Below are 25016 nucleotides of genomic sequence, written 5' to 3'. Positions count from 1 at the left end.
CAACCACTGCTTTGCGCCTTATATTTGCGATGAAATTATCTAATGCTATAAAATAATAACAACGAATGAAGAAATTTGGTTTTATACTTATCATGCTTGTGTTTGGTACTGTTGCTAAAGTCAGTGCGCAATCCAGAACAGAATTTTTATTAGAGAAAGGTTGGAAATTTACCCGTGAAGATGATCCCCAATTTAGATTACCATCCTATGATGACGGCAAGTGGCAATCGGTGACTGTTCCGCATGATTGGGCTATTTACGGACCTTTCAGTGCAAAGAATGATGTGCAGGAAGTGGCTATCACACAAGATGGACAAGAGAAAGCGATGGAACATGCCGGACGCACCGGTGGTTTGCCGTTTGTTGGTACGGGCTGGTATCGTCTGAATTTTCAAGTACCCGGTTTCGCGAAAGGTAAGAAAGTTGCTTTAATATTTGATGGTACGATGAGCCATCCGCAAGTTTATTTGAACGGTACAAAGGTTGGTGAGTGGGTTTATGGCTATAATTCTTTTCACTTGGATGTAACGTCTGCTTTGAAAGAAGGTGATAACCTCTTGGCTGTAAGATTGGAGAATCTGCCGGAATCTTCCCGTTGGTATCCGGGAGCAGGACTTTACCGAAATGTGCATGTGGTGATGACAAATGATGTACATATTCCGGTATGGGGTACTTATGTGACTACTCCACGTGTGACAGCGGAATTTGCTAAAGTCAATTTAAAAACAAAGTTGGTTCGTCCGCAACAAACTGTTGCCTCTGATTATCGTTTGGTTACGGAAATCAAGAATAAAGATGGAAAGACCGTATCGTCTTTGGAAACAGTATTGGGAGAATATGATGAGAATCAGTTTGAACAGGAAATGATTGTTCAGAGCCCTATGTTGTGGGATATGGAACATCCGAATCTTTATGAGGCAGTATCTAAATTATATGAAGGTTCTGAGTTGAAAGATGAGTATACCACAACATTTGGCATCCGGACGATTGAAATGATTCCTGATAAGGGATTCTATTTAAATGGTAAGAAGGTCGTTTTCAAAGGTGTTTGCAATCACCACGATTTAGGACCTTTGGGAGCTGCAGTAAATGAAGCGGCTCTTCGTCACCAAATTGAACTTTTGAAGGACATGGGTTGTAACGCGATTCGTACTTCTCATAATATGCCTGCACCGGAGCTTGTTCGTCTGTGTGATGAAATGGGAGTTATGTTGATGGCGGAAACTTTTGACGAATGGAAAGAGGAGAAATGTAAGAATGGCTATCATCTTTTCTTTGATGAATGGGCGGAGAAGGATTTGGTAAATTTGATACATCATTATCGGAATAATCCAAGTGTTATGTTCTGGTGCATCGGTAATGAGGTACCCGAACAATATACGAAAGGGGGCTCTAAGATTGCCCGTTATTTACAAGATATTTGCCGTCGTGAAGACCCGACACGCTTTGTAACACAGGGGATGGACAATCCGAAAGCGGTTATCAATAATAATTATGCGGCGGTGATGGAAGTGCCCGGCTTTAATTATCGACCGTTCATGTATCAGGAAAACTATGATAAATTGCCTCAACAGATTATTTTAGGCAGTGAAACAGCCTCAACGGTTAGTTCAAGAGGTGTTTATAAATTCCCGGTTGAACGTAGGTCCATGCAGAAATACCCTGATCATCAATCGTCATCCTATGATGTAGAGCATTGTGCTTGGTCAAATCTTCCCGAAGATGATTTTGTACAACATGAGGATTTACCTTATTGTATTGGAGAATTTGTTTGGACAGGTTTTGATTATCTGGGAGAACCGACTCCTTATTATACGGATTGGCCAAGTCATAGCTCCCTTTTTGGTATTGTGGATTTAGCGAGCTTGCCTAAAGACCGTTATTATTTATACCGTAGTCATTGGAATCCGAAAGAAGAAACTTTGCATATATTGCCTCACTGGAATTGGAAAGGACGTGAAGGAGAAGTCACTCCGGTTTTTGTTTATACAAATTATCCTTCTGCGGAGCTTTTTATCAATGGCAAGAGTCAGGGTATGCGTACAAAAGATTTGTCGGTGAAAGTTACAAATAGCGGAGACTCTGTCTCTATAAGAGAATTAAAACGTCAAAAGCGTTATCGTTTGATGTGGATGGACACGAAGTATGAACCGGGAACGGTAAAAGTTGTTGCTTATGACAAAGATGGGAAAGCGGTTGCAGAAAAAGAGATACATACAGCCGGAGTGCCCCATCATTTGGAACTTTCGTCAAATCGTACGGTCTTAGATGCTAATGGCAAGGATCTTGCTTATATTACCGTAAGAGTGGTGGACAAGGATGGTAACTTGTGTACGGATGCAGATCGTTTAGTAAAGTTCCGTGTAAAAGGTGAAGGTACATATCGTGCCGGAGCAAATGGTGATCCGGCTTCTTTAGACTTGTTTCATTTGCCACAGATGACTCTGTTCAGCGGTATGCTTACAGCTATTGTGCAAACTACGGAAAGATCCGGAGAAATCACATTGGAAGCTACGGCAAAAGGTTTAAAAGGCGGAAAGATTGTTTTAAGGAGTAAGTAGTTACCTTTTAAGGTAGTAGAGAGTATTGTTTCGGGGTATCCGGTGGTGATAAATGATTCTTATTTTATTGCCACCGGATTATTTTTAGTCAATAACTCATATCCTGCCTTCATCTGCATAACTATAATATGTTCCTTCGCATATGATAAGATGGTCATGAAGTTTTATATCCATGATCCTTGTCGCTTGGTGGACTTTGTCCGTCAGGCGGTCGTCAGCCTGGCTGGGATGTCTGTTTCCCGACGGATGGTTGTGGCAAAGAATAATAGATGTAGCGCGTCGAAGCAGAGATTCTCTTAAAATACTGCGAATATCTGCAGAGGTTTCCGTTATACCTCCTGAACTGATTTTTATCCTGTCGATTATTTTGTTTGATTGATTGAGAAGGACAATCCAAAATTCTTCGGTAGGAAGATCGCACATCAATGGTTGGAAAATATGATAGATATCGGTCGAACAGGTAATTGTTTTGCGTTCTTCGGCGTTTGCCAGCTTTCTTCGTTTTCCAAGTTCGAGGGCAGCCGTAATACTGATAGCCTTTGCCTCACCGATACCTTTGAATACACATAAGTCAGAAATGGATCTTTTTCCTAACTCATTAAGGTTGTTATTGCATGAAACCAATATTCTGCGGGTAAGCTCGACTGCAGTTTCCGTTGTATTACCGGAACCGATCAGTATTGCAAGAAGTTCTGCATCACTAAGGGAAGTAACACCTTTGCTCAACATCTTTTCTCTTGGTCTGTCTTCTTCAGCCCATTCTTTGATGTTGAGCTTATGTTTTTCTTCCATTATATAGTTCTATTTATAAAAATTCTTTTCAAAAGCGGCAAACTCATCTTTTTTCAACAAGACTCGTTTCCACCATGCCCGGATAAAGCCTGTACCATAACCAATCAGTTGGTAGAACGAAGCAATGATAGCTAAGGCACCGATACTGATACTCCGATTATTGATTGAAGCGTCAATAAATATAATAAGGATAAAAAGGGCGATAGGTAATAATGCATACGGACAAACCAATGCACTCAACAACAGGAATATAACCCCAAGAGTGAATAATGCGGGTAACACGTGCACCGGTTTCAATGATTCCGGATACTTTTTATATAAGTTGATACGTGCAATGCCGGAGTTATGTACCTGCTTGAAAAACTTTTTCAGATCTGTGCGGCGTTTATGGTATACCCAAGCATCGGGAAAAAGCCTACATTTGTATCCTCCTTTGAAGATACGGATACTGAAATCGATATCTTCTCCGAACCGCATTTTAGAAAAGCCTCCCAGCGCTTCATATACTTCCCGTTTGACGCCCATATTAAAACTACGGGGATAAAACTTATCCATCTTTTTTTTTCCTCCGCGAATACCTCCGGTAGTGAAGAAAGAAGTCATGGCATAATTGATGGCTTTCTGTATGTTTGTAAATGAATCGTGTGCCTTGTCCGGTCCTCCGAAAGCATCGGCAGGGTTGTCTTTTAGCTCTTTCTCAACAGCATTAAAATAACCGGGAGGTAAAATGCAATCGGAATCCAATATAATTAGGTAATCCCCTTTACTCCTTTCCGCTCCGTAATTGCGTGTCTGTCCCGGGCCGGAATTGGCTTTGGAGAAATATTTAATATCCAGTTTCTCATTATATCTGTCAACTACTTCTTTACAAGGTATGGAAGAACCGTCTTCAACGACGATTACTTCAAACTCCTTATAAGTTTGGGAAGTAAGACTGTCTAACAGTTCATCTACTTCGTCCGGACGGTTATATACAGGAATAATAACTGAATAAAACATTTCTGGCTGATTATATTTGTTCTTGCAGGCAAAGATAGGAGTTGTTTTTGATAAATAATATCTTTTCACGTAAAACAAATAAAAGTTTTTGTTCAATTCTTTTTGCATAAGTGACATACTTATCTTAATTTTGTCCCATTCATCGTAAAGCGGAAAGCACATGAAAAGATTTATCATCCTGACTATGTTCTTGATTGGAAATGCTATAAATGGCTTTCTATATGCCGACACATTAGACAATTATCTTTTTTCCCAAGAAGACGACAGCATCAAAACACTCTATCAATTATGTATTAAATACAACGGTGACACTTCTGTTTTTAGTTGCCTAGACCGATTACAGGATGAAGCAATAAAGAAGAAAAATAAGAAGTTAACTGCTGTGGCTATGGGGCTCCGTATACAGGCTTTTGTTAATCAAAACATGACAGATAGTGTCTTAAAGTATGAAAAGTCCGTTGTTGATGCATTGCGTAAAGAAGAAGAATATCGAAGAATGTTTATAGTTCAGAATCTTGTGATAGAAAAATTAATATCCAATCAACGATATGCAGATGCATTGACAAGAATAAACGAGCAACATGAAGAGGCGAAGAAACTTCAGAATACTGTTGGCTTGGCAATGGCGTGCAAGAACTTTGGCCAAATTTATCAATATACAGGTCGACCTGCCGAAGCGTCCCGTTTCTATAAGGAAGCACTTCAACTGTTGGAAGAAGATAAAAACATATCTTTAATGATTGATCTTTACTTGAACATTATTCTGACAGGCAGAGAACAAGGGCACTTTTCAGAGGCACTTGAAAACTGCAATAAATGTTTTGTTTTGCTAAAGAAAGCTGAAGATGCTTCCCAGAGTAAGACCAATGATGATGCCCTGCTGGGACGTTATTTTACTTGTTATTGTCTTAAAGCTTTTATTTGTTTGGAATTGGACCAACCGGAAGAGGCCAAGCGATGTATAGATAATGCTATTTCCTGGCAAGACCCATTATGGTCCGGTGCATGGCTATATCCGTTATGGGATGTCCAGATCAAATATTATCTTTATATCAAAGATTATGAAGAAGCTTTGAAATATTATAAGATTCGTCTGGAGAAATCATCACAGGTAGAGCAAAAGGTACGCTTATGTATCACTCTAGACAAAGCCCGTATAGATGCCGGAATGGGGAAATATGTAGATGCTTGCAAAATGTATGAAGAGCATATCTCTTTAAATGATTCTTTATTCAGTCTGAATTTGGCAAAACAATTGGATGAGGTACGTGCTTTATATGAAATAGATAAGCTGGAAATTAAAGCAGAAAAAGACAGGCTCAAAATATTTTCGATGAGCATAGGGATTGTTGTCTTGATTGTCATTTGTCTACTGCTCGGAATAATTACATCTATTATCAGACGGAATGCACGCAACCTGAAGCAAAAGAACAGAAGTTTGTATTTACAGTTAAAGGAAAGAGATGCATTACAAGCGGAAATTAAACGTTTAAGCAGTAATAAGGCGGGGACGGAAAAAGAAACTAATGCAACTTTGTTCTCCAGATTGGAGGAGTGGATGGGAGCGAATAATGCTTATGTAAATCCGCAAATTACTATAAAGGAAGTAGCTGCCGCATTATCTACCAACACCCGATACTTGAGTGAGGCTATACGAAATGAAACTCAGCAGACTTTCAATGACTATGTCAACACTCTAAGACTTGAACAAGCATGCAGGCTCATTTTATCTGATAAATTCAGTCAAATGACTATAGAAGGGATTGCTGTCGAGTCAGGATTCAGTACTCGTAGCAATTTTTATCGACTATTTCGTTCAAAGTATGGTTTGACGCCTTCCGAGCTGAAGAAACAGGATGAGGAGGAAAAACATCTTCGAACAGAATAGTTGAGGGGGTGTCGACTTTAAACTTCCTATCTTTTAGGGTGTGTGTGAGTTTTCTAACAGTTTAACAATCAAAGAAAGATCACACACCCCTTAATCCCCGCTCAAGCGGGGAAACTTGGATGCTTTGACTTTTTGTCTATTACTTTTGGACAAAAACTTTAAAGCTTTTATTCACCCGGTCTCCTTTTACCTTAACTATATAAAGTCCGGTAGGAACATTATTGAGGTCTACAGGGATTTCTTCGGAAACATTGACATTACCGACTTTTTGCCTGCTGATCTGATATCCATCCATGCTATATGCGGAAATAACAACATTAGCATTGGCTTTCACGAATAATATGCGGTAATCATCTGCACTCTTGCCTAATAAAACCATTTCAGGCAAAGATTCAGGGATAGCATCAACTGCAGAAGACCATACCAGACTCTCTTTAATACCTTTCCATGCATCAATTTTGCCATATCCCCATGTTCCGTTACCTTCCGTAGGAAGAATATTGGTATATTCATCCGTCAAGGCTGTTTTCTTCAGTATCTCCCGGACGTCGTTGGGAGACAAATCCGGGTTTGCCTGTAACCATGTTGCTAAAACTCCGGTAACAAATGGTGCTGCCATTGAGGTGCCTTGCATGAATGCATAATAATAGGTATTACCGTTCCATGTTTCGCTCTTTGCAATGTTCTGAGACAATATCGTCACGTCGTATGAAGAAATAGAAGACGCAATGTATGTACCCGGAGCTGTAATCTCCGGTTTAGTGCGTCCGTCAATAGCAGGTCCTCTACTGGAAAATGTAGCAATATCATTCATTGTTTCGTTTAAAGTATATTCCGTATCCGAACCTTCTTTCTTATAGGTATTCCGTGTAACATAAGCACCCACTGAAATAATATTCTTTCCCGTACCTCCGATTTCGGCTAATGAATAATTATTATCGCCGTCTGTCCAGCCTTCCATATCGTCTGACGTCAGTTCAATGTAGGTGTCATCTGCCCAAGTGTGTACCGTTCCGGTACTTTTAGGAATAATGTTAAAGCCTATTTTATTATTCAATTTTATACCGGTCAGCTTCAATGATACTAATGCATGAGGCTTATTATTCAGAGGACTGATTTCTGTCGTTATCAGAACACTACCTGTTGCATTCTTTTTAAACTCATACTCATAAGTCGAACCTTCTTCCACTCCGAGTTCTATCCTTTCTGTGGAATCCACTTGTGTATCCGAAAATGTATTATAAACAAATACTTCAAGTGCAAACTTCATTCCCGGCTCTCCCCATACCTCGAAATCTCCTCCTATGTTAGAGGTAGAGGGACTCTTTTTATATTTTATCAATGTTTTCATCGGTTCGTCCGATGAAGAGGTAAAAGTCTTTGCCGCATGAAACTTATCATTGCCGAAGTTTCCTACTGACCCGACCAATAGACGTCCTTTCCCTTGAAGTTCGTCTGTTACCAAATCAAAAGTAGAGGTTCCGTCATGTGGACCGGCTTGTGTGCCCAAACTTAAATTTATCACACATGGTTTGTTTACTGATTCCGCATATTTATAGATATAGGCAATGGCATCAGAGAGATTAACGTTATTCGGAGTTGTTTCTCCCATACTGACTAATACGATATCGGCATCTCCGGCAACTCCATAATAAGTATTACCATCCAGTGAATCGGCACCGGCAGCAATACCTGCCACATGTGTGCCGTGAGAATTGGACGTTACATCACCTGCTACTTTTAGTATTTCTTCTGTACTCTTAAATTCCCCTCCATAGGTAAAGCCCTCCGGAGGAGTCCCTTTTGTGTAATTTTGTTCCCAAACACGTTTAATACGCAGCTTTTCCCTGTTTCGGTCATAGAAATTAAGGTGACTATATTGGAATCCGGCATCAACAACACCTATTACAACATCCTTTCCGCAAAAGGGAGTTGGCAGGTCAACACCATTTTGTACTTTATCGACTCCGGCGGAAGGTCTTGCTTTATCCATCATCGGATGTACCGGTGTACCTACTTGTATATATTTAACCTCTTTCAAAGCGGCCACATCTTCGATATGTCCGGTGGGGAGTTGCACAGAAAGAATGTTTTTTATATTCAAGTTTACTTTGACACCCAATTCTTCCAATGCGGAGACTTTAGCCCCTTCGTTTAAATAAATATAAGCCGGTACATACTCTTCAGTGGCTTTAACTTGTAATGCCTGGGTGCATTCTGTCTTTCGTAATGATAAGTACTTTTTTGTATATGGCGATAATTTCGATTGTGCAAATATGCCTATACATAAACAAAGTGATACGTAGATTAATAATATTTTTTTCATCAGAATTATTAGTTTATTTAGGGACTGTTTTAAATTGATAGTTTGGATAATCGATAGTCGATTTTGCATCATACGGTCGATCGTTTACAAACGATAGGAGTTTGTGAATAAAGGACCGTACGTTTGTCTTCAATCGACCGTATGTTTGTAATCAATCAACCTGATGTTTTTTATAAACACCTTGATGTTTGAAAAAAACATCAAGGTTATTTTTAGGAACTTCATGCTATGTTTACATAAATCGAAATTACTTCTTTCTGTCTTCACCTTATCACTTTTTGCTCCTTTTCGGTTAGATGTCAGTTGATTACAGTGAAAGCACTTTTATTTAATATACCATCAATTTACGGGAAATAACTTTTCCTTCTTGCATGATGCGAATAACATAGAATCCTCTATTTAAGACGAAAGATTCTGTGTTATTTCCAACCGTTTTCACTAAATGGGCTGCCATATCATATACATCGGCTTTATCGTATTTTCCTACTATATGAACTAAATTTCCATCAGCATATACATTGGCGAAATTGTCTTCGGCGCTTGTTTCGGCAATACCCGAACCGGATGTCTCTCCGCCAAAAGTTGTCGTGTTACTATTCAGAATAAAGCATCCGTTCGGATCATTATCGGAATAAGCGCTGACAAAAGCTACTAAATGCATATCTTTTAGAACAGTAGGGATAGATCTTGATTCTTCTCCTTCGTAGGTAGACATGATGGCATCCGGAAGTACGTAAGTAAATTCCTTGATGACCCTTTGTCCTTTTTGCAGTCCTATTTCATACCCGTAATAACCGGTCAGTGACCCGCGAAATACGTGATTGTGAATATACTCGTCTCCACCGCCTACTTGTCGGGCGATAATAGAGTCTTGTACAATGAATAAATTCAATGCAAATTGTTCTCTTTCCGGAACGACATGAGTATATACATATACTTTTGCCGTCAATTCCCGTGTGTCGTTATTAAACTCGCTGATAATATCAACAGAAACATAAGGTTGTATTTCCCTGCATTTGGCTATTGTGCTATTGATGCTGTTAGCGTTGGAAAGTGAAAATACAGGTCCCGGAGTTCCTATATCCGGATTCTGCATGCGGTTAATCATTGCCGCAGGTGCGTATATGGAGCCACCGTTATTGTAAAACCAGCAATAGTCCCAATCCTCTTTCATTGTGAAGGAATCCGGATGGTAACCGGAGTGATGGGCGATTGAAATAATTTCATCTTCCAATCCTTTTGTCGCACTTTCTATAATACGGTGTCCGGCAGGACAATTTGAGCACTCCTGTCCCGTGAAACTCTCCAGTAATAATCGTTTCTCCGTAGTTGCCGGATAAATATAGGTGTTTATTTCGCTATTGTTGTCTGTTAAGTCGGCATCTTGTTGCTCACCGTTAATCTTGTTTATTGAGATTTTTACAGGCAAATCTCCTGAATTTTGAGAAGTATATTCAGGTAAATTGAAATCATAGGTATTATTACTTTCTAGATTCAAATCTTTGAGCGATAAAGTTGTCGGCTCTTCATTTCCTACCTGACAAACAATGTCGAGACTGTTTATCGTTTTTGTTCCGAAATTAAAGACTTCACCGCTATAAATACAAGGAGTACCGACTTTATAAAATCCGTTTAATTGAATTGTTTTCAGAGTCAAATCAGTAAAACTATCCGCCCCGTCCAGCAAAAGTTGTAAATTGGCGGAACCATATCCCTTACCATACGCATCAATCCATTTATCATCTTCATAAATCCATGACAATCCCTGAGAGTCGGCGCTACGGTCGAATGATAATGCCGAATATCCTTTTTGTACATTCGAAGTGAATCCTATATATAAGTCTTTATCTCCTAGGATAGAATAAGGGGTGCTGAAACTGAAATCAGCCCAATTGGTAGTTGCCCCTGTAGAGGGTTGCTTATAAATCGCTTTATCGTTTTCTAAAGATTCTGTAATAAAGAACTCTAAATCTTCTACATATTTAGTACAGAAGGCAGCACGTATTCCTGTAATTTTGCGCCCTTTCAATAATTGTAGTTTCTCTTTCGACAGTTTTATTGCCACACCCTGTTTTAGGGTACTACCACAACGGATACCGTCTCTTTTGTTGAAATCACCATTAGTGTAGCCTATTGTGACCTGGGCATTTATAGATGCGGCAAAAACTAATAACTGCAGGCATAAAAACAAACGTATTAATCTTTTCATAATTAAATTTAAATTGAGTGGATTGTTGGATGGGTAGCTAAGGCTCGCCTTGCTCCCCGGTTACTTAGCCGATTTTTTATATTATTATAATGTTTGTAAGACCATCCTCACCCGTTTTTAGTGAGGATGGTCCTTTATTTGATTGATTTGGGGTTATTTATTTTACGATTTGTATTTTATTAATATAAATCTTTCCGTCAATAACACTCTTCAATAGATACATACCCGGTATAAAATGAGTCACATCAATTATGTTTTCATTTTCTATTTGATAAACGATTTGTCCGGAAACATCTGTGATAGAGACATTTTCAACTTCACCTTCTATTTTAATGTAAGAAGATGCGGGATTCGGGTATATCTTAACCGATGCAGATTCATTTACATCAATAGAAGAAGGATCAAGGTTTACAGTGACATCTTCGCTACGTCTTTCTCCTATTGAGTAAATTGCCGAAACATTGATTTTAGCACTCTTTTCAGACCTGTCGGCGATGGAAGTCGTATATGTTTTCTCGTTGATATTATCCTCTAAGAGTGCATCGTTCATATACACCTTGTAAGTTACATCAGGAATAAATCCGCCATCCATTCTGTCTACATCGACACCAATCATCCAATTGCCTCCTTTGCTCTGCTGATCAATGGTAAAACCTTCTCCATCTTCTGAATAAAGACGTCCTTCGTTCGAGGGATAACTATTGTCCGTTCCAAGAATAGGTGTTCCAATCGGTCCGTCAGTCATTTCAACTATAATCAAATAACCGCTTCCCCATTTAATATCAACCGGAGTATCCAATTTTACCGCATTTACCATATTAAGGGTATATTTAGTTACATCTTGTGAACTTACCGGAGCACCATCCTCAAATACATGAACTGTGAAATCGGCATCGGCACGCGGATAGAACTTCACATTTGTTATTTTATAACCAATAAATGGTCTCAGTTTTTCGGCCGTTAATCTTATCGCTTGCATCCAACCCGATTTTCCACTAATGTACATCCCTGCTCCATAAGTCCAGTTCGTATAAGATACTTCCGAACGTTCCGGTAAATCCCATGAAAGAGCCATCTCTTTCTTTTCCGTATCAATGTTAGCTTTTATGTTAATTGGAGCTGCGCATCTGACTAATTCTTTCTTGGCTACATATACTTGTTTGGTGATAGGAGTAGAGATCTTACTCGAAAAATAAAGAGTGGATACTCCATAGTCATGATAACCTTGTGCTACATTTTCATCCACAAATTCGAAGTTTTCATCGGTTGTATTCTCTGCATCGACTCTTCCTATTTCTTCACCGTCACGGTAAACAATATACTGATATACAGGTGCACTCATAGGAGAACGGGATACCGGCGGAGCAGGATCGAACCCTCCCGGTTGACGCCCGTTGGATTCCAACAACATTCCTATCATCCAATTATAATTATAAAGGCCTCCTGTCAATTCTCTTACTGTAATCCAGTTTTGTCCGTCATCTAAAGAGAGAAGATCGCCTCCGTCTATTGAAGGTCCTTCCGCTAATTCGAGTGGAGCAGCTCCGCTGGTTATATTTACTCGTATTGCAATTTTAATATCGCCATCTTTAGGTAAAGTTAAAGGCTCTGTCAGTCTAACGGCATTTCTCCGTCCTGATACCAGTTTGGATTGGTCAATTTTCTGCGTCCATATTTGTTTGCCGTTTGAATAGATATATAAATCCATGTCTTCCACAGGATCACCGAAGAAGAATTCAACTGCTGTTAATTCGTAATAATCAGAATAACAACCGATAATCTGTTTATTGAAATCGATTCCTGCCATAAAAGTCTTAGGTTCACTGCTGCCGAACGGAACTGCATTTTCATTCTTATAATGACGCAAGCTAACATCATAACCGGTAATAGACGCTCCCCATTTTAAAATGACATCATTATAATTCGCATGATAAGCAACAAAGTTTGCAGGAGGATCAGCATAGCGTGCGTCTTGCAGTTTAACAGTTGCCTCTACCCGTTCGGTAGATTCTACCTTTTCAGCGTCATACAGAGCTGCTACTTCACACTTCAATTCCGCTTCATTACGCTCGTTTGTGTAGACATACTCCAATTGGTCGGCAGGAACTTCAGTCGCAACCTTATTATTTACGTATATACGATAACCTGTTACTTTATCTGCATTATTAAGAGGTTCTTTCCATTTTAATAAAACACATACTGTTGAAGGAAGAATTTCAGTCGTTAATGCTACAGGGCTTGGTGTATCTATTTCTTTACCTGCTTTCCATACGACCGGATAGTATATCTGACCACTTTCGCTGGAACTGGAATATTTCATGCATAGTCCGACGTATGTTTTCTTATCTGCAGAAAAGTACCCCCAGCCGACATGATAAAAACCGGAAGGAAGTGAGGACTTGTACTCTTCCTTTATATAATCCGTTACCTTTTGGTAAGTACCGTCTGTGTGATAAATGTAGTCATCATAGAGTCCTTCAGTCACTTTTTCACTTTGCAGTCTCATAATAGCACTACCGTCATCCCATACGTCATTGCAAGAAAGCGCGCCATCCGGGTCAGTAGCCTCAAGGAAAGGTATACTTATATATATTGTGTCTTTTTTAACAATGTCATAAACAACTTCCTGCATTGAATAGTCGGATTGTTGATCATAATTGCCAACATGTGCGGCAATATAACGGTTATTCGGGCTTATTGCATGTGTATTGAGAAATCCGCCCCTATCTGATTCGGTAATGCCTAAAGGATGTAGTTCCGTATCCCAATAACAAGGTTGTCTGTTAGGAGGTGTACCCTGTATGTGCGGGTCATAGTTGTACCATCCGAATACGATACTGGCATCGTTGCTCATACCGGAAACGCCACCATGCTGATTTTTTGTGTCCAAGCGTGTTTCCAATATTCCGTTTTTCCAGATTGCCGGTTGATATCTACCGTTCGTTTCAACGATAACTCCTGCGATATACTGACCATCGGCGGAAATTGCTTGTGCATTACAATTCGCGATGGGCACTCCGTTCTCGTCCTTTAATGTTGTATATACTCCATTTTGCCAATAACCTCCTGCTACGCCGGGAAGCCCATTTTCATTTATTTTATCAGCATAGAATCTTCCGCAAACAATTCCGTTATCCGATACATCATTAGCAAAAGATTGACCTCCTTTGTCCAGATTGGTAATTACGTTGTTCTCCAAATCCCAGACAAAGCCTAAATTGCTGCCATAATAGACTCCGCATGCCCATTTCCCATTCGGGGAAACTGCCATAACTTGATAACCTTCGGGACCTTTTATCATTAATGTCCCTTCTTCTGCTAAAACTGTGTTACAAAGACACACAACAGTTAAGAATAATAAGTAAATTTTTCTCATGATGGTATATATTAAAAAAAGTATTGGAACACGTATGATATGTGGTATCTTTAGTGCAAGATAAAATAAATGAATGTTTAATTGTGGCTAAACTGTCAATAGTGTGTCCATTATATTGTAAAATGATGTCCAATATTTGTAACTATCTAGTTTTCAATGATTAAAATTTACTTGTTATTTTGCTTGTTAGAATGGTATTGCTTGGCTAATTATTTTATGGGGAGGTTTTTAAATTCATAAAAAAGCCCAATACATGAAACATGTATTGGGCAATCTTTGATATTGTTTTTGTTAAACTTTCACACGACCTACATAAGAACCGTCACGAGTGTCAATTTCAATCGTTTCACCTTCGTTGATAAATAAAGGGACACGAACGGTTGCACCTGATTCCACAGTTGCCGGCTTCAATGTATTGGTAGCTGTATCGCCTTTCAATCCCGGTTCTGTATAAGTGATTTTCATCTGTACTTTTACAGGAAGGTCAGCATAAAGAACTGTTTCGGTAGAAGCGTCGGATACAACTTCCACTGCCATTCCTTCTTTAAGGAAATCAACACCATTGATCAAATCGTGTGCGATAGGGTGCTGGTCGAAGGTCTCCTGATTCATGAAAATATAATCTTCTCCTTCTTTATATAGATATTGGTAAGGACGACGTTCTACGCGTACGTCTTCCAATTTTTCACCAATGTTGAAGCGACGTTCAAGTACGTAGCCGCTGACTACATCTTTTAATTTAGTGCGCATAAAAGTGTTACCTTTACCCGGCTTAACATGAAGGAATTCTACACAGAAATAGAGTTTACCATCCATACGGATACAGGTTCCGTTTTTGATGTCTTGTGCATTAATCATACTTTATCTTCTTTTATTGTTATGTTATTGAATTATCTGAAAACGATTCCGGGTACAAAAGTAATCTAAATCAGTAAAAAACACAAAATCTTTTGACTAAAAATGACTTATCTCTTGGTTTATTTAAAAAAAGTCCCTATTTTTGCAGCCCGATTACGTGAAAATAATAACATAAAACATATACAGTAATGAAAAGAACATTTCAACCCTCTAACAGAAAGAGAAAAAACAAACACGGTTTCCGTGAGAGAATGGCAACTGCGAATGGTCGTCGTGTATTAGCTGCGCGTCGTGCTAAAGGCAGAAAGAAACTGACTGTTTCTGACGAATACAACGGAAGATAAGATTTCTTCGGATATAAGATTTAATAAAGGAAGTAAAGGTTTTCATAAGTAACCTTTACTTCTTTTGTTTTTTTATTATCTTTGACGCCGAAAGTATTAACAGATAAGCGTATGACGATTAAAAGCTTTTTTTCTTTTCGGGAGAATAAATTCTTCTGGCTCAATATAATCGGAATGATTGTTGTTATATGTCTATTAATATATGGTATATTATTAGGTTTAGACAAATATACTCAGCACGGAATATCCGTAGAAGTGCCGGATTTAAAGAATATGTCCGTTGCGGAGGCCGGTAGTTTGCTGAAAAATAGCGGATTGTCTTATGCTGTGGTTGATTCTGATTATGTGAAGACTATTTCTCCGGGTAAAATACTGGATCAGAATCCGGGACGGGGACTTCGGGTAAAGAAAGGCCGTATCGTTTATCTGACTATAAATTCGTTAAGTATCCCTTTGCATACAGTACCGGATGTGGCGGATAATAGTTCGTTGCGTCAAGCACAGGCTAAGTTGACAGCTGCCGGCTTTAAGTTGACAGATGAAGAATATGTTGCCGGTGAAAAAGAGTGGGTTTATGGCGTAAAATATAACGGACGTACATTAAATGTGGGTGAAAAAGTCCCTGTGGGAGCTACTCTTACTCTATTGGTCGGCAATGGCTCTAAAGAAATTCTGAATGACAGTCTTTCGGAAGAAGAACTAGAAGATGTATTTGTGCCGACAACCAGTGAAGATGCTGTAGTGGATGATTCATGGTTTTGATACGTGAATATGATGGAAGAGTATTTGGATGAAATTGAAGATGATATTTTAGATGATGTGGAACTGGTAGGGGATGCCGCAGAACTTTATGAGCATTTTCGTGTAGTGGTGGATAAAGGGCAGGGGCCTGTACGGGTGGATAAATACCTTTTCGAACGTCTTGTAAACTCATCAAGAAATCGCATACAAAAAGCAGCGGATGCCGGGTTTGTTATGGCAAACGGTAAACCGGTAAAGAGCAATTATAAAGTAAAACCGCTGGACGTTCTGACCGTGATGATGGATCGTCTGCGTTATAACAATGATATTGTTCCTGAAGATATTCCTTTAAACATTGTATATGAGGATGATTATCTGATGGTGGTCAATAAACCTGCCGGATTGGTTGTACACCCGGGGTGTGGAAATTATCATGGAACATTGGTTAATGCGATAGCATGGCATTTGAAAGATAATAAAAATTATGATCCTAACGATCCTCAGGTAGGACTTGTACACCGTATTGATAAAGATACTTCAGGGTTACTTCTCATCGCTAAAACTCCCGATGCTAAAACACATTTAGGTTTACAATTCTTCAATAAAACGACAAAGCGTAAATATCAGGCTTTGGTGTGGGGCATTGTGGAAGAAGACGAAGGACGTATCGAGGGAAACATAGCCCGTAACCCTAAAGACCGAATGCAGATGGCGGTATTCTCCGATCCGGAAATCGGTAAACATGCAGTAACGCATTATCGTGTTTTGGAACGTTTAGGGTATGTTACTTTGGTGGAATGTGTACTTGAAACCGGACGTACGCACCAGATACGTGTTCACATGAAACATATTGGTCATGTCCTTTTTAACGATGAACGTTATGGAGGACATGAAATTCTGAAAGGAACTCATTTTAGTAAATACAAACAATTCGTAAACAATTGCTTCGATATTTGTCCTCGTCAGGCATTACATGCCATGACACTGGGATTTGTACATCCGAAAACGGGTGAAGAGATGTTCTTCACTTCGGAACTTCCCGATGATATGTCTATGCTGATAGAGAAATGGAGAAGCTACATTTCAAATCGAGAATTAGAATGAAACGCACTATTGCCATAGTAGCAGGTGGAGACTCTTCCGAGTTTCCTGTTTCCCTCCGCAGTGCTCAGGGAGTGTATTCCTTTATTGATAAGGAAAAGTATGATTTGTATATTGTGGAGATGAAAGGTCTCTGTTGGGAAGTACAGTTGCCGGAAGGCAATGTTCCGGTAGATCGTAATGATTTCAGCTTTTCTTTAAATGGGGAAAAAGTAAGATTTGATTTTGCTTATATTATTATACACGGTACACCGGGTGAAGATGGTAAATTGCAGGGGTATTTTGATTTGTTGCATATTCCTTATTCTACTTGTGATGTGTTGGCATCAGCCATGACTTTCAATAAGTTTGTATGTAATCAATATCTGAAAGGTTTTGGAATTCGTGTTGCCGAGTCTTTGATGTTGCGTAAAGGACAGAATATATCAGATAAGGACGTGATAGAAAAGATCGGCTTGCCATGTTTTATAAAGCCCAACGAAGGAGGTTCCAGCTTTGGAGTGTCAAAGGTGAAAACTCAGGAACAGATACAGCCTGCTATTGAAAAAGCTTTTCATGAATCGGAGGAGATTGTGATAGAAGCCTTTATGCAGGGAATAGAGATTACTTGCGGATGTTATAAAACAAAAAAGAAAGAAGTCGTATTTCCGATAACGGAAGTGGTCACAAGCAATGAGTTTTTTGATTATGACGCAAAATATAACGGTCAGGTACAGGAAATTACCCCGGCGCGTTTGCCTGAAGAACTTGGTAAGCGAGTGCAAACGCTGACTTCTGCTATTTATGATATTTTGGGATGTTCGGGCATTATTCGTGTGGATTATATTATCACTGAAGGGGAAAAGATTAACCTCTTGGAGATAAATACGACTCCGGGTATGACTGCGACCAGTTTCATTCCGCAACAAGTTCGGGCTGCCGGACTGGATATTAAAAATGTAATGACAGATATTATAGAAGATAAATTTTAATGAACTTAAAGATAATATGCTTGTATCTTGATTGACAAAACGAAAATTAATTTGCATCTTTGCATATTGTCTATCATTATATTGTGACTTATGGAACCAACCACAGAATTTGACGAGATTCGTCCGTATCACAATGAAGAACTGCCTCAGATATTTGAGGAATTGATTGCGGATGACGAGTTTAGGAGAGTAGCGAATGCGGCAATTCCGGGAATTCCTTTCGAGGTATTGGCAGAGAAAATGCGCCAATGTAAGTCGGCAAAAGAATTTCAGGAAAACTTTTGTTACGGTATTCTTTGGAATATTGCGAAATCATGTACCGGTGGATTGTCATTGGATCATACTTCGTTGAAGGATAAAGAAATGCCTTATACCTATATTTCTAACCATCGGGATATAATTCTTGATTCCGGATTCTTGTCCATTCTATTAGCTCAACAAGGTATGGATACGGTAGAGATAGCTATTGGTGACAATTTGCTGATCTATCCGTGGATAAAGAAGTTTGTTCGTGTCAATAAATCTTTTATTGTACAACGTTCATTGTGTATGCGCCAAATGCTGGAATCTTCCGCACGTTTGTCGCGTTATATACACTATGATATCGCAGAGAAAAGGCAGTCGGTTTGGATTGCCCAGCGTGAAGGCCGTGCGAAAGATTCTGATGACCGTACGCAAGAGAGTGTGTTGAAAATGTTGGCAATGGGAGGTGAAGGAGATGTCATTGATCGTCTGAAATCATTGAATATGGCTCCTGTCGCTATATCTTATGAGTATGATCCGTGTGATTTCTTGAAAGCGCAAGAGTTTCAGCTAAAACGGGATATAGAGGATTATAAGAAATCAGAGAAAGACGATTTGAAGAATATGGAAACAGGTCTGTTCGGATTTAAAGGACGTGTTTGTTTTCGTACCGGGAATTGTCTGAATGAAATATTGGACAAGCAAGACCGAACTTTACCGAAGCAAGAGCTGTTTGCGGTTATTTCGGGGATTATCGACAAGGAGATTCATCGTAATTATACCATATATCCGGGCAATTATGTTGCCTATGATTTACTTTCGGGTGAGAGCCGTTTTAAGGATAAGTATACCGAAGAGGATAAGGTCCGTTTTGAGGAATATTTGTCTAAGCAGTTGGCTAAGATTGATATACCGAATAAAGATGAGGAATTCTTGCGTGGTAAGTTGGTGGCTATGTATGCTAATCCATTGAGAAATTATTTGGTCGCCATCGGATGAGAAGGGGCGTCTTTTATAGCTTATTAGTATTACTTACATCCTTTATAATGGGCTGTAGCGATGACGAGTACGTATATCCTCCAGCCCTTACCGAATTGCTTTCTGTCCGTACAAATGCTTCCGGAACAATTGATTATTTATTGCCCGATAGGAGTGCGGGGTTACGTGTGGAGAATGGAAGTAAATACTCGGGTATGGTTCCTGATTCTATATATCGGCTTGTGGCTATTTATGAGATAAAAGATGCCAAAGAACCGTCTGCCTATATCTATACGATAGGAAATGTCATAGCTCCGGAACCTATAGGGCAGGAACAGTTGGCGGGAGAGATGAAGACAGATCCGGTCAATATACAGAGTATATGGAGAAGTGGAGATTATCTGAATATGATTTTACTGGTTAAAGCGCAAAACAAGAAACATTCTTTTCATTTTATTGAGGCACAAGGTGCAAACCAAACATCGTGTTTAAGGTTGACATTGTATCATGATAAAGGTGAAGATGTAGAGGCTTATACCCAGAAAGCCTATCTTTCCGTTCCCTTAAAGAAGTACAGCGGTATTTTTTCCGAAGGTGATCCTATTTTATTCACGATCAATCTTTATAAAGAGGGTTTGAGAACGTATCAGTTTACTTTCTGATAATACGTCGTTTTTTCTACATAAATAGTCAATGATTCCACATTTGTTGTGTTATTTCTTGCTAATCTTGCACTTGCTAGATTTTATAATTTGATTAACCAAACAATCATGCAGGAATGAAAAACATTTATTACTTTTTACTTTTTTGCTTTTGTGTCTTGACTTCATCTGTTTATGCACAAGACTTTTCGTGTGTGGGATTTGCTACACAAAACGGTGGAACTACGGGCGGAAACTCTGCAACGAGCATTATTGATGTACATAATGCTGCGGAACTGGCAGAAGCTATCGGGACAAAGAAAAATGGCGGTACTACTCCGAGAATTATTCGCGTTAACGGGACAATCAATAACGGTGGAACGGCTATTCCTATCAAAGAATGTGCTAATCTGACGATATTCGGAGCAGACGGAAATGCTTTCATAGAGCAGACACCTCTGATTATTACCAGTTCCAGTAATATTATTATTCGTAATATAAAGTTCACGATGACCGGTTCAGGCGGTGGCAAGGACATTATTGAAATAACGACGACCAGTTCCAATAAATCCCAAAACATATGGATAGACCATTGCGAGTTTTATAATGAGACTCCTAAGGCATCTGTGGTAGATGCGGATAGTTCCGAAAAAGATAAGTATGACGGTTTATTGGATATAAAGAAAAACAGTGAATACATTACTGTCTCTTGGTGTTACTTCCACGACCACTATAAATCTATTTTGATAGGTTTCACGGCTACTGATACTTATGATCGTAAGATAACGATTCATCACAATCGCTTTGTTCGTTTGAACTCACGTGTGCCTTCTTTCCGTGGAGGTACGGGGCATATTTATAACAACTATTTTGAAGGTTGGCTGGAGAATGGAAAGTATTACAGCAATTGCATCCATACGCGTGAAGGCTGTAATCTGTTGGTAGAGAATAACTATTTTACGAAACTGGTGAAAGGCGTTTATTGGGAGCCGAAAGATGCGGCCGAAGGTTTTGCTTCAGGAACGGGAAACTATTTTGATTCGACTGTGGAGAGTGGCTTCACTTCCCGTGCGGCTTCATCTCCATTTACTCCCCCCTACACGGTAGAACAAAACGATGCAATGGAATTACCTGATTTGCTGGCACAGTATGCCGGGGTGGGTGTCATTACGAATTATGATGATTATGGTAGTCAGGATGGTAATAAAGCTCCGGTAGTTCAAATCACTTCTCCGGTAGAAGGGGCAAGCTTTGATGCACCGGCAGATGTAACGGTTTCTGCAAATGCAACAGATGAAGACGGTGAAATAGCTAAAGTAGAATTCTATAATGGCAATACATTGGTGGAGACCTTGAATGCCGCACCTTATACTTATTCGTTTACCGGTTTGGTAGCCGGAACTTACTCATTTGCTGTCAAGGCTTATGATAATGAAGGCAAGTTCGCTTCGCGCTCTGTGACGGTGACGGTAAATAACCCGTCTTTATCGGATGCAGGCTCTCTGTTTGGGGAGAATGCTCCTGCCGATGATTATTTCTGGTTCAATGAAACGAACGCATCGGTTGCAGAGGCTATGATACAGAATGGCACTTTCTCCGGGTGTAAATTCGACGCAACGAAGCAAACACTAAATAAAGAGACTCCTCTGGATGATCATGTGGGTGCGATATACATTGCCAAAGAAACTTCTATGACGATGGCTTTGCCCAGTTGCTCTCTGTTTAAACTTTATTTAGGTCGCGGAGGTGATTTTAAAGGCAATATCTATGTAAGTATGGATGGAACAAACTGGGGGATGGCGATTGCGTCTTTAGACGGAAATAAAAAAGGGAAATTGGAAATTACTTGTCCGGAGGTTTCAAGTGCTTCTCCTATCTATGTCAAGATAGAAAACACATCTACCGGAGATTTGAATATTCATGGTGCTAATATCCGTTTGGCAAGTAATAATCCTAATAATGTATCGACGGTAAATAACAATCGGGCAATCATTCGGACAAGATATTATAATCTTTCGGGAGTACAGGTACGTGAGTTGACCGGTAATATGATTTATATTCAGGAGAATATTTATGATGACGGTTCGGTGGAACGGGAAAAGATGATAAAGAGATAACTGTACATGTACATTAAAATACAGATTCCGTTACAAGAGGGATTCTATCTAGTATCGGTCGGGAGCCGGAAAGCTGCTAAGGTCACTGTTAAATAGAAGTGAGTTTTCTGAGACGTACATCTCACCGTTCTGAGTCGTACGTCTCAGCGTTGTGAGTCGTACGTCTCAGAGCCGTGAGTCGTACGTCTCAGATTCGCGAGACGTACATCTCAGAAAAGTGGGTCGTACGTCTCAGAAAAGTGAAAGAAAGATCACACACCCCTTAATCCCCGCTCAAGCGGGGAAACTTGGATGCTTTGACTTTCGATACATCTTCTTTTTAATGATAAAAAATTATTTATCTACATCATGAGTTTATTATTCCACATATTTTGCCTGCAGATTCTGTAATCTTGCATCCGATAAGACATGAAGATTAAGATTCTATATAAATGAAAAACATTTTAAAAAACAAGACGATGAATTTAAAAGGATTTTTGATGGCATTGACCATGTTTGCGTCAACGCTTTCTTTTGCCGCTGTTTCCGTTCAGGAAGTAGGCGGTTGGTTTGAGTCAGGGTATGCTACCTTTACCAAAGATGGCTCCAAATCTTACAATGTATATTATAAATCGGTAGACAGTGGTGAGTATCTGCGTGTGGATGGCCCGTTGGTACGTGATTACGGAACTTATGCACGTGTGGATATGTTGGGCATTAAAGCCGGTGATTATAAATTCAAGATTGTTCCGGTAGCAGAAGATGGAACAGAGAAAGTGAATGAAGCAGTCGAGACCAATGTATTTACAGCAAAAGCACACGACCGTGGAGGCTTTGCCCATCTTAACTATACGAAGGGTATCGGTGCTTATAATGACAACGGAACATTGAAAGCAGGTGCAAAGGTGGTCTATGTGACAGCTGAGAATGCAAAAACTGTTACTTGTGAGGTAGATGGCAAGACTTTTACCGGACTGCAAGGCATCATGGATGGACGAAACGGTAAATATGGCACTACTCCGGTAGCGGTACGTATCATCGGTATGATTAAAATTACAGATACGGATGAGCTTGGAAGTTCCTCGGAAGGACTTCAGATAAAGGGGCAAAAGTCATATACGGAAATGAACGTTACTTTTGAGGGAGTAGGAAATGATGCCGTCATTCACGGGTTTGGTATTCTGATGCGTAATTGTACAAGTGTGGAGCTTCGTAACTTCGCCGTGATGAACTGTAAAGACGACTGTGTTTCTCTGGATACGGACAATAGTCATTGCTGGATACATAACATTGATTTCTTCTATGGCAATGATAAAGGCGGTGATCAGGCAAAAGGCGACGGTTCGCTGGATGTTAAAGGCGATTCGCAATACATAACTTTCTCTTACAATCACTTTTGGGATTCCGGTAAGTCTTCTCTTTGCGGTATGAAATCGGAGAGCGGTCCGAATTATATGACTTACCATCATAACTGGTTTGACCATTCGGATTCACGCCACCCGCGTGTGCGTACCATGAGTGTTCACGTGTACAACAACTATTTTGATGGTAATGCAAAATACGGGGTAGGCGCGACTACAGGTTCCAGTGTGTTTGTGGAGAGCAACTATTATCGTAACACGAATAAACCGATGATGATTTCCATGCAGGGAACGGATATTGCGGCAGACCCTAAAGGTAAAGGAACTTTCTCCGGTGAGAATGGTGGTATGATTAAGGCTTATGGAAATGTTTTTAAAGAATGTACGGGACTTCGTTATGTTACTTATCAGAATGCTCAGGTAGAATTTGACGCTTATGAGGTGACCGACCGTAATGAGAAAGTTCCGGCAACGGTAAAAGCCAAGTTAGGTGGAAGCACTTATGATAATTTTGATACGAATGCTTCATTGATGTACTCTTATACACCGGATGCAGCCGACGATGTGCCGGGTGTAGTGACGGGACAGTATGGTGCGGGACGTATGCAGCACGGTGATTTTGAATTTGCCTTTAACAATGCAACGGATGATTCTTCTTATGATATTAATACCGGTTTGAAGACTAAGATGCTTAATTATAAATCTTCTTTTGTCGGTATTATCGGTGATGATACGGTTGTTGTCCCTACCGGCATCACGGCTCCTGTCTATAATGAGGTGCAGGCGGACGGACCAATTTATGACTTGTCCGGCAGAGTGGTGAGAAATCCACAGAGAGGTATCTATATACAGAATGGGAAAAAGTTTATTATTCAATAGGTATTTTTAGATAAAGCAATTAGCAAAAGGAGAGGGGAAGAGCAAACGCTTTTCCTCTTTTTTCGTTTAATAAAGTAAATCTCTCTATCTTTGTAACCTGATTATTAATGATTGTAAGATATGAAAAGGATAATGAAATTGCTGGCAACTTTATTTGCTTTTACGACTGTTTGCCTTGCTTGTGGCGGTAATAGAGGCTTTGAGTCGCTTTCTCCGGATGATTTTTCCATGTTGCTGCATAATGGGAATATACAATTGGTTGATGTCCGTACGGGTTTGGAATATTCGGAAAGTCATATTCCGGGGGCAATCAATATGAATGTGATGGATGATTCTTTTACGGTACATGTTGATTCCGTTCTTCAAAAAGATATTCCGGTAGCGGTGTATTGCCGTAGTGGGAAGCGCAGTAAGAAGGCTGCATTTATTTTGGCAAAGAAAGGCTTTAAAGTCTTTGATTTGGACAACGGTTTTATCGGTTGGGAAAAGGCAGGCAAGGAAATTGATAAGTAGCTGAAACTTTTTATAACCACCTTGATGTTTTTTACAAACACCTTTATCTTTTTCTTCAAACATCTCGGTGTTTTTTTAAATCATCAGGTTGATTGAAAAAAGACATACGGTCCTTTGTCTGCAAACGATAGGAGTTTGC

General features: G+C 39.6%; 17 protein-coding genes. 11 read left to right on the top strand and 6 right to left on the bottom strand.

Translation table 11 applies throughout. The features are described from left to right. Positions 1–65: 65 nt before the first annotated feature. Positions 66–2561 (top strand): glycoside hydrolase family 2 TIM barrel-domain containing protein, encoded by a 2496-nt coding sequence (locus DXB63_RS00330; RefSeq protein WP_122124381.1) that lies wholly within the window; start codon positions 66–68, stop codon positions 2559–2561. A 96-nt stretch (positions 2562–2657) separates the two neighbouring features. On the opposite strand, the gene radC is transcribed toward DXB63_RS00330, so the two are convergent. Both radC and DXB63_RS00320 read right to left on the bottom strand, forming a co-directional pair. After that, the gene (gene radC / locus DXB63_RS00325; RefSeq protein ID WP_122124380.1) at positions 2658–3353 is read right to left on the bottom strand and encodes a DNA repair protein RadC; all 696 of its coding nucleotides are present in this window, start codon (positions 3351–3353) and stop codon (positions 2658–2660) included. 9 nt (positions 3354–3362) lie between these two features. After that, the gene (locus DXB63_RS00320) at positions 3363–4352 is read right to left on the bottom strand and encodes a glycosyltransferase family 2 protein (protein WP_122124676.1); all 990 of its coding nucleotides are present in this window, start codon (positions 4350–4352) and stop codon (positions 3363–3365) included. 160 nt (positions 4353–4512) lie between these two features. Here DXB63_RS00320 and DXB63_RS00315 point away from each other — a divergent pair, with 160 nt between their 5' ends. Next, positions 4513–6240, top strand: coding sequence for an AraC family transcriptional regulator (locus DXB63_RS00315; protein ID WP_122124379.1), 1728 nt, complete (start codon positions 4513–4515; stop codon positions 6238–6240). Positions 6241–6379: 139 nt separating this feature from the next. On the opposite strand, the gene DXB63_RS00310 is transcribed toward DXB63_RS00315, so the two are convergent. The 4 genes from DXB63_RS00310 to efp form a co-directional block, all read right to left on the bottom strand. Continuing rightward, complete coding sequence (locus tag DXB63_RS00310; protein ID WP_158563598.1) at positions 6380–8566, bottom strand: S8 family peptidase; 2187 nt, start codon at positions 8564–8566, stop codon at positions 6380–6382. 328 nt (positions 8567–8894) lie between these two features. Then, complete coding sequence (locus DXB63_RS00305; protein WP_122124377.1) at positions 8895–10775, bottom strand: Omp28-related outer membrane protein; 1881 nt, start codon at positions 10773–10775, stop codon at positions 8895–8897. Between the two features lie 157 nt (positions 10776–10932). Continuing rightward, positions 10933–14151, bottom strand: a complete 3219-nt coding sequence (locus DXB63_RS00300; RefSeq protein WP_122124376.1) for a T9SS type A sorting domain-containing protein — start codon at positions 14149–14151, stop codon at positions 10933–10935. 291 nt (positions 14152–14442) lie between these two features. Further along, complete coding sequence (gene efp, locus DXB63_RS00295; RefSeq protein ID WP_122124375.1) at positions 14443–15009, bottom strand: elongation factor P; 567 nt, start codon at positions 15007–15009, stop codon at positions 14443–14445. Between the two features lie 188 nt (positions 15010–15197). On the opposite strand from efp, the gene rpmH reads away from it, so the two are divergent. From rpmH to DXB63_RS00250, 9 genes are all read left to right on the top strand, one after another. Continuing rightward, on the top strand, positions 15198–15353 hold the full coding sequence (gene rpmH / locus DXB63_RS00290) for a 50S ribosomal protein L34 (RefSeq protein WP_122124374.1): 156 nt from the start codon (positions 15198–15200) through the stop codon (positions 15351–15353). A gap of 111 nt (positions 15354–15464) precedes the next feature. Continuing rightward, positions 15465–16115 (top strand): PASTA domain-containing protein, encoded by a 651-nt coding sequence (locus DXB63_RS00285; RefSeq protein WP_122124373.1) that lies wholly within the window; start codon positions 15465–15467, stop codon positions 16113–16115. Positions 16116–16124: 9 nt separating this feature from the next. Beyond that, positions 16125–17198 (top strand): RluA family pseudouridine synthase, encoded by a 1074-nt coding sequence (locus DXB63_RS00280; protein ID WP_122124372.1) that lies wholly within the window; start codon positions 16125–16127, stop codon positions 17196–17198. Continuing rightward, positions 17195–18166: a D-alanine--D-alanine ligase gene (locus tag DXB63_RS00275; protein WP_122124371.1), complete on the top strand. Its 972-nt coding sequence runs from the start codon at positions 17195–17197 to the stop codon at positions 18164–18166. Before DXB63_RS00280 ends, DXB63_RS00275 begins: the two co-directional genes overlap by 4 nt. Before the next feature lie 90 nt (positions 18167–18256). Then, positions 18257–19408: a 1-acyl-sn-glycerol-3-phosphate acyltransferase gene (locus DXB63_RS00270; RefSeq protein ID WP_122124370.1), complete on the top strand. Its 1152-nt coding sequence runs from the start codon at positions 18257–18259 to the stop codon at positions 19406–19408. A gap of 47 nt (positions 19409–19455) precedes the next feature. Next, entirely contained in the window at positions 19456–20049 is a 594-nt protein-coding gene (locus tag DXB63_RS00265) for a NigD-like C-terminal domain-containing protein (protein ID WP_158563597.1), read from the top strand. Between the two features lie 116 nt (positions 20050–20165). Further along, positions 20166–22145, top strand: a complete 1980-nt coding sequence (locus DXB63_RS00260; RefSeq protein WP_122124368.1) for an Ig-like domain-containing protein — start codon at positions 20166–20168, stop codon at positions 22143–22145. Between the two features lie 458 nt (positions 22146–22603). Then, positions 22604–24364: a polysaccharide lyase family 1 protein gene (locus tag DXB63_RS00255; RefSeq protein WP_122124367.1), complete on the top strand. Its 1761-nt coding sequence runs from the start codon at positions 22604–22606 to the stop codon at positions 24362–24364. 120 nt (positions 24365–24484) lie between these two features. Further along, positions 24485–24877: a rhodanese-like domain-containing protein gene (locus DXB63_RS00250; RefSeq protein ID WP_122124366.1), complete on the top strand. Its 393-nt coding sequence runs from the start codon at positions 24485–24487 to the stop codon at positions 24875–24877. Positions 24878–25016 lie beyond the last annotated feature (139 nt).

The sequence above is a fragment of the Bacteroides sp. OM05-12 genome, from assembly GCF_003438995.1.
GTDB lineage: Bacteria > Bacteroidota > Bacteroidia > Bacteroidales > Bacteroidaceae > Bacteroides.
This window is presented reverse-complemented; position numbering and strand designations above follow the sequence as displayed.

Coding starts and splice junctions, on each gene's coding strand:
- DXB63_RS00330 (WP_122124381.1), top strand. CDS start 66: ATGAAGAAATTTGGTTTTATACTTATCATGCTTGTGTTTGGTACTGTT.
- radC (WP_122124380.1), bottom strand. CDS start 3,353: ATGGAAGAAAAACATAAGCTCAACATCAAAGAATGGGCTGAAGAAGAC.
- DXB63_RS00320 (WP_122124676.1), bottom strand. CDS start 4,352: ATGTTTTATTCAGTTATTATTCCTGTATATAACCGTCCGGACGAAGTA.
- DXB63_RS00315 (WP_122124379.1), top strand. CDS start 4,513: ATGAAAAGATTTATCATCCTGACTATGTTCTTGATTGGAAATGCTATA.
- DXB63_RS00310 (WP_158563598.1), bottom strand. CDS start 8,566: ATGAAAAAAATATTATTAATCTACGTATCACTTTGTTTATGTATAGGC.
- DXB63_RS00305 (WP_122124377.1), bottom strand. CDS start 10,775: ATGAAAAGATTAATACGTTTGTTTTTATGCCTGCAGTTATTAGTTTTT.
- DXB63_RS00300 (WP_122124376.1), bottom strand. CDS start 14,151: ATGAGAAAAATTTACTTATTATTCTTAACTGTTGTGTGTCTTTGTAAC.
- efp (WP_122124375.1), bottom strand. CDS start 15,009: ATGATTAATGCACAAGACATCAAAAACGGAACCTGTATCCGTATGGAT.
- rpmH (WP_122124374.1), top strand. CDS start 15,198: ATGAAAAGAACATTTCAACCCTCTAACAGAAAGAGAAAAAACAAACAC.
- DXB63_RS00285 (WP_122124373.1), top strand. CDS start 15,465: ATGACGATTAAAAGCTTTTTTTCTTTTCGGGAGAATAAATTCTTCTGG.
- DXB63_RS00280 (WP_122124372.1), top strand. CDS start 16,125: ATGATGGAAGAGTATTTGGATGAAATTGAAGATGATATTTTAGATGAT.
- DXB63_RS00275 (WP_122124371.1), top strand. CDS start 17,195: ATGAAACGCACTATTGCCATAGTAGCAGGTGGAGACTCTTCCGAGTTT.
- DXB63_RS00270 (WP_122124370.1), top strand. CDS start 18,257: ATGGAACCAACCACAGAATTTGACGAGATTCGTCCGTATCACAATGAA.
- DXB63_RS00265 (WP_158563597.1), top strand. CDS start 19,456: ATGGGCTGTAGCGATGACGAGTACGTATATCCTCCAGCCCTTACCGAA.
- DXB63_RS00260 (WP_122124368.1), top strand. CDS start 20,166: ATGAAAAACATTTATTACTTTTTACTTTTTTGCTTTTGTGTCTTGACT.
- DXB63_RS00255 (WP_122124367.1), top strand. CDS start 22,604: ATGAATTTAAAAGGATTTTTGATGGCATTGACCATGTTTGCGTCAACG.
- DXB63_RS00250 (WP_122124366.1), top strand. CDS start 24,485: ATGAAAAGGATAATGAAATTGCTGGCAACTTTATTTGCTTTTACGACT.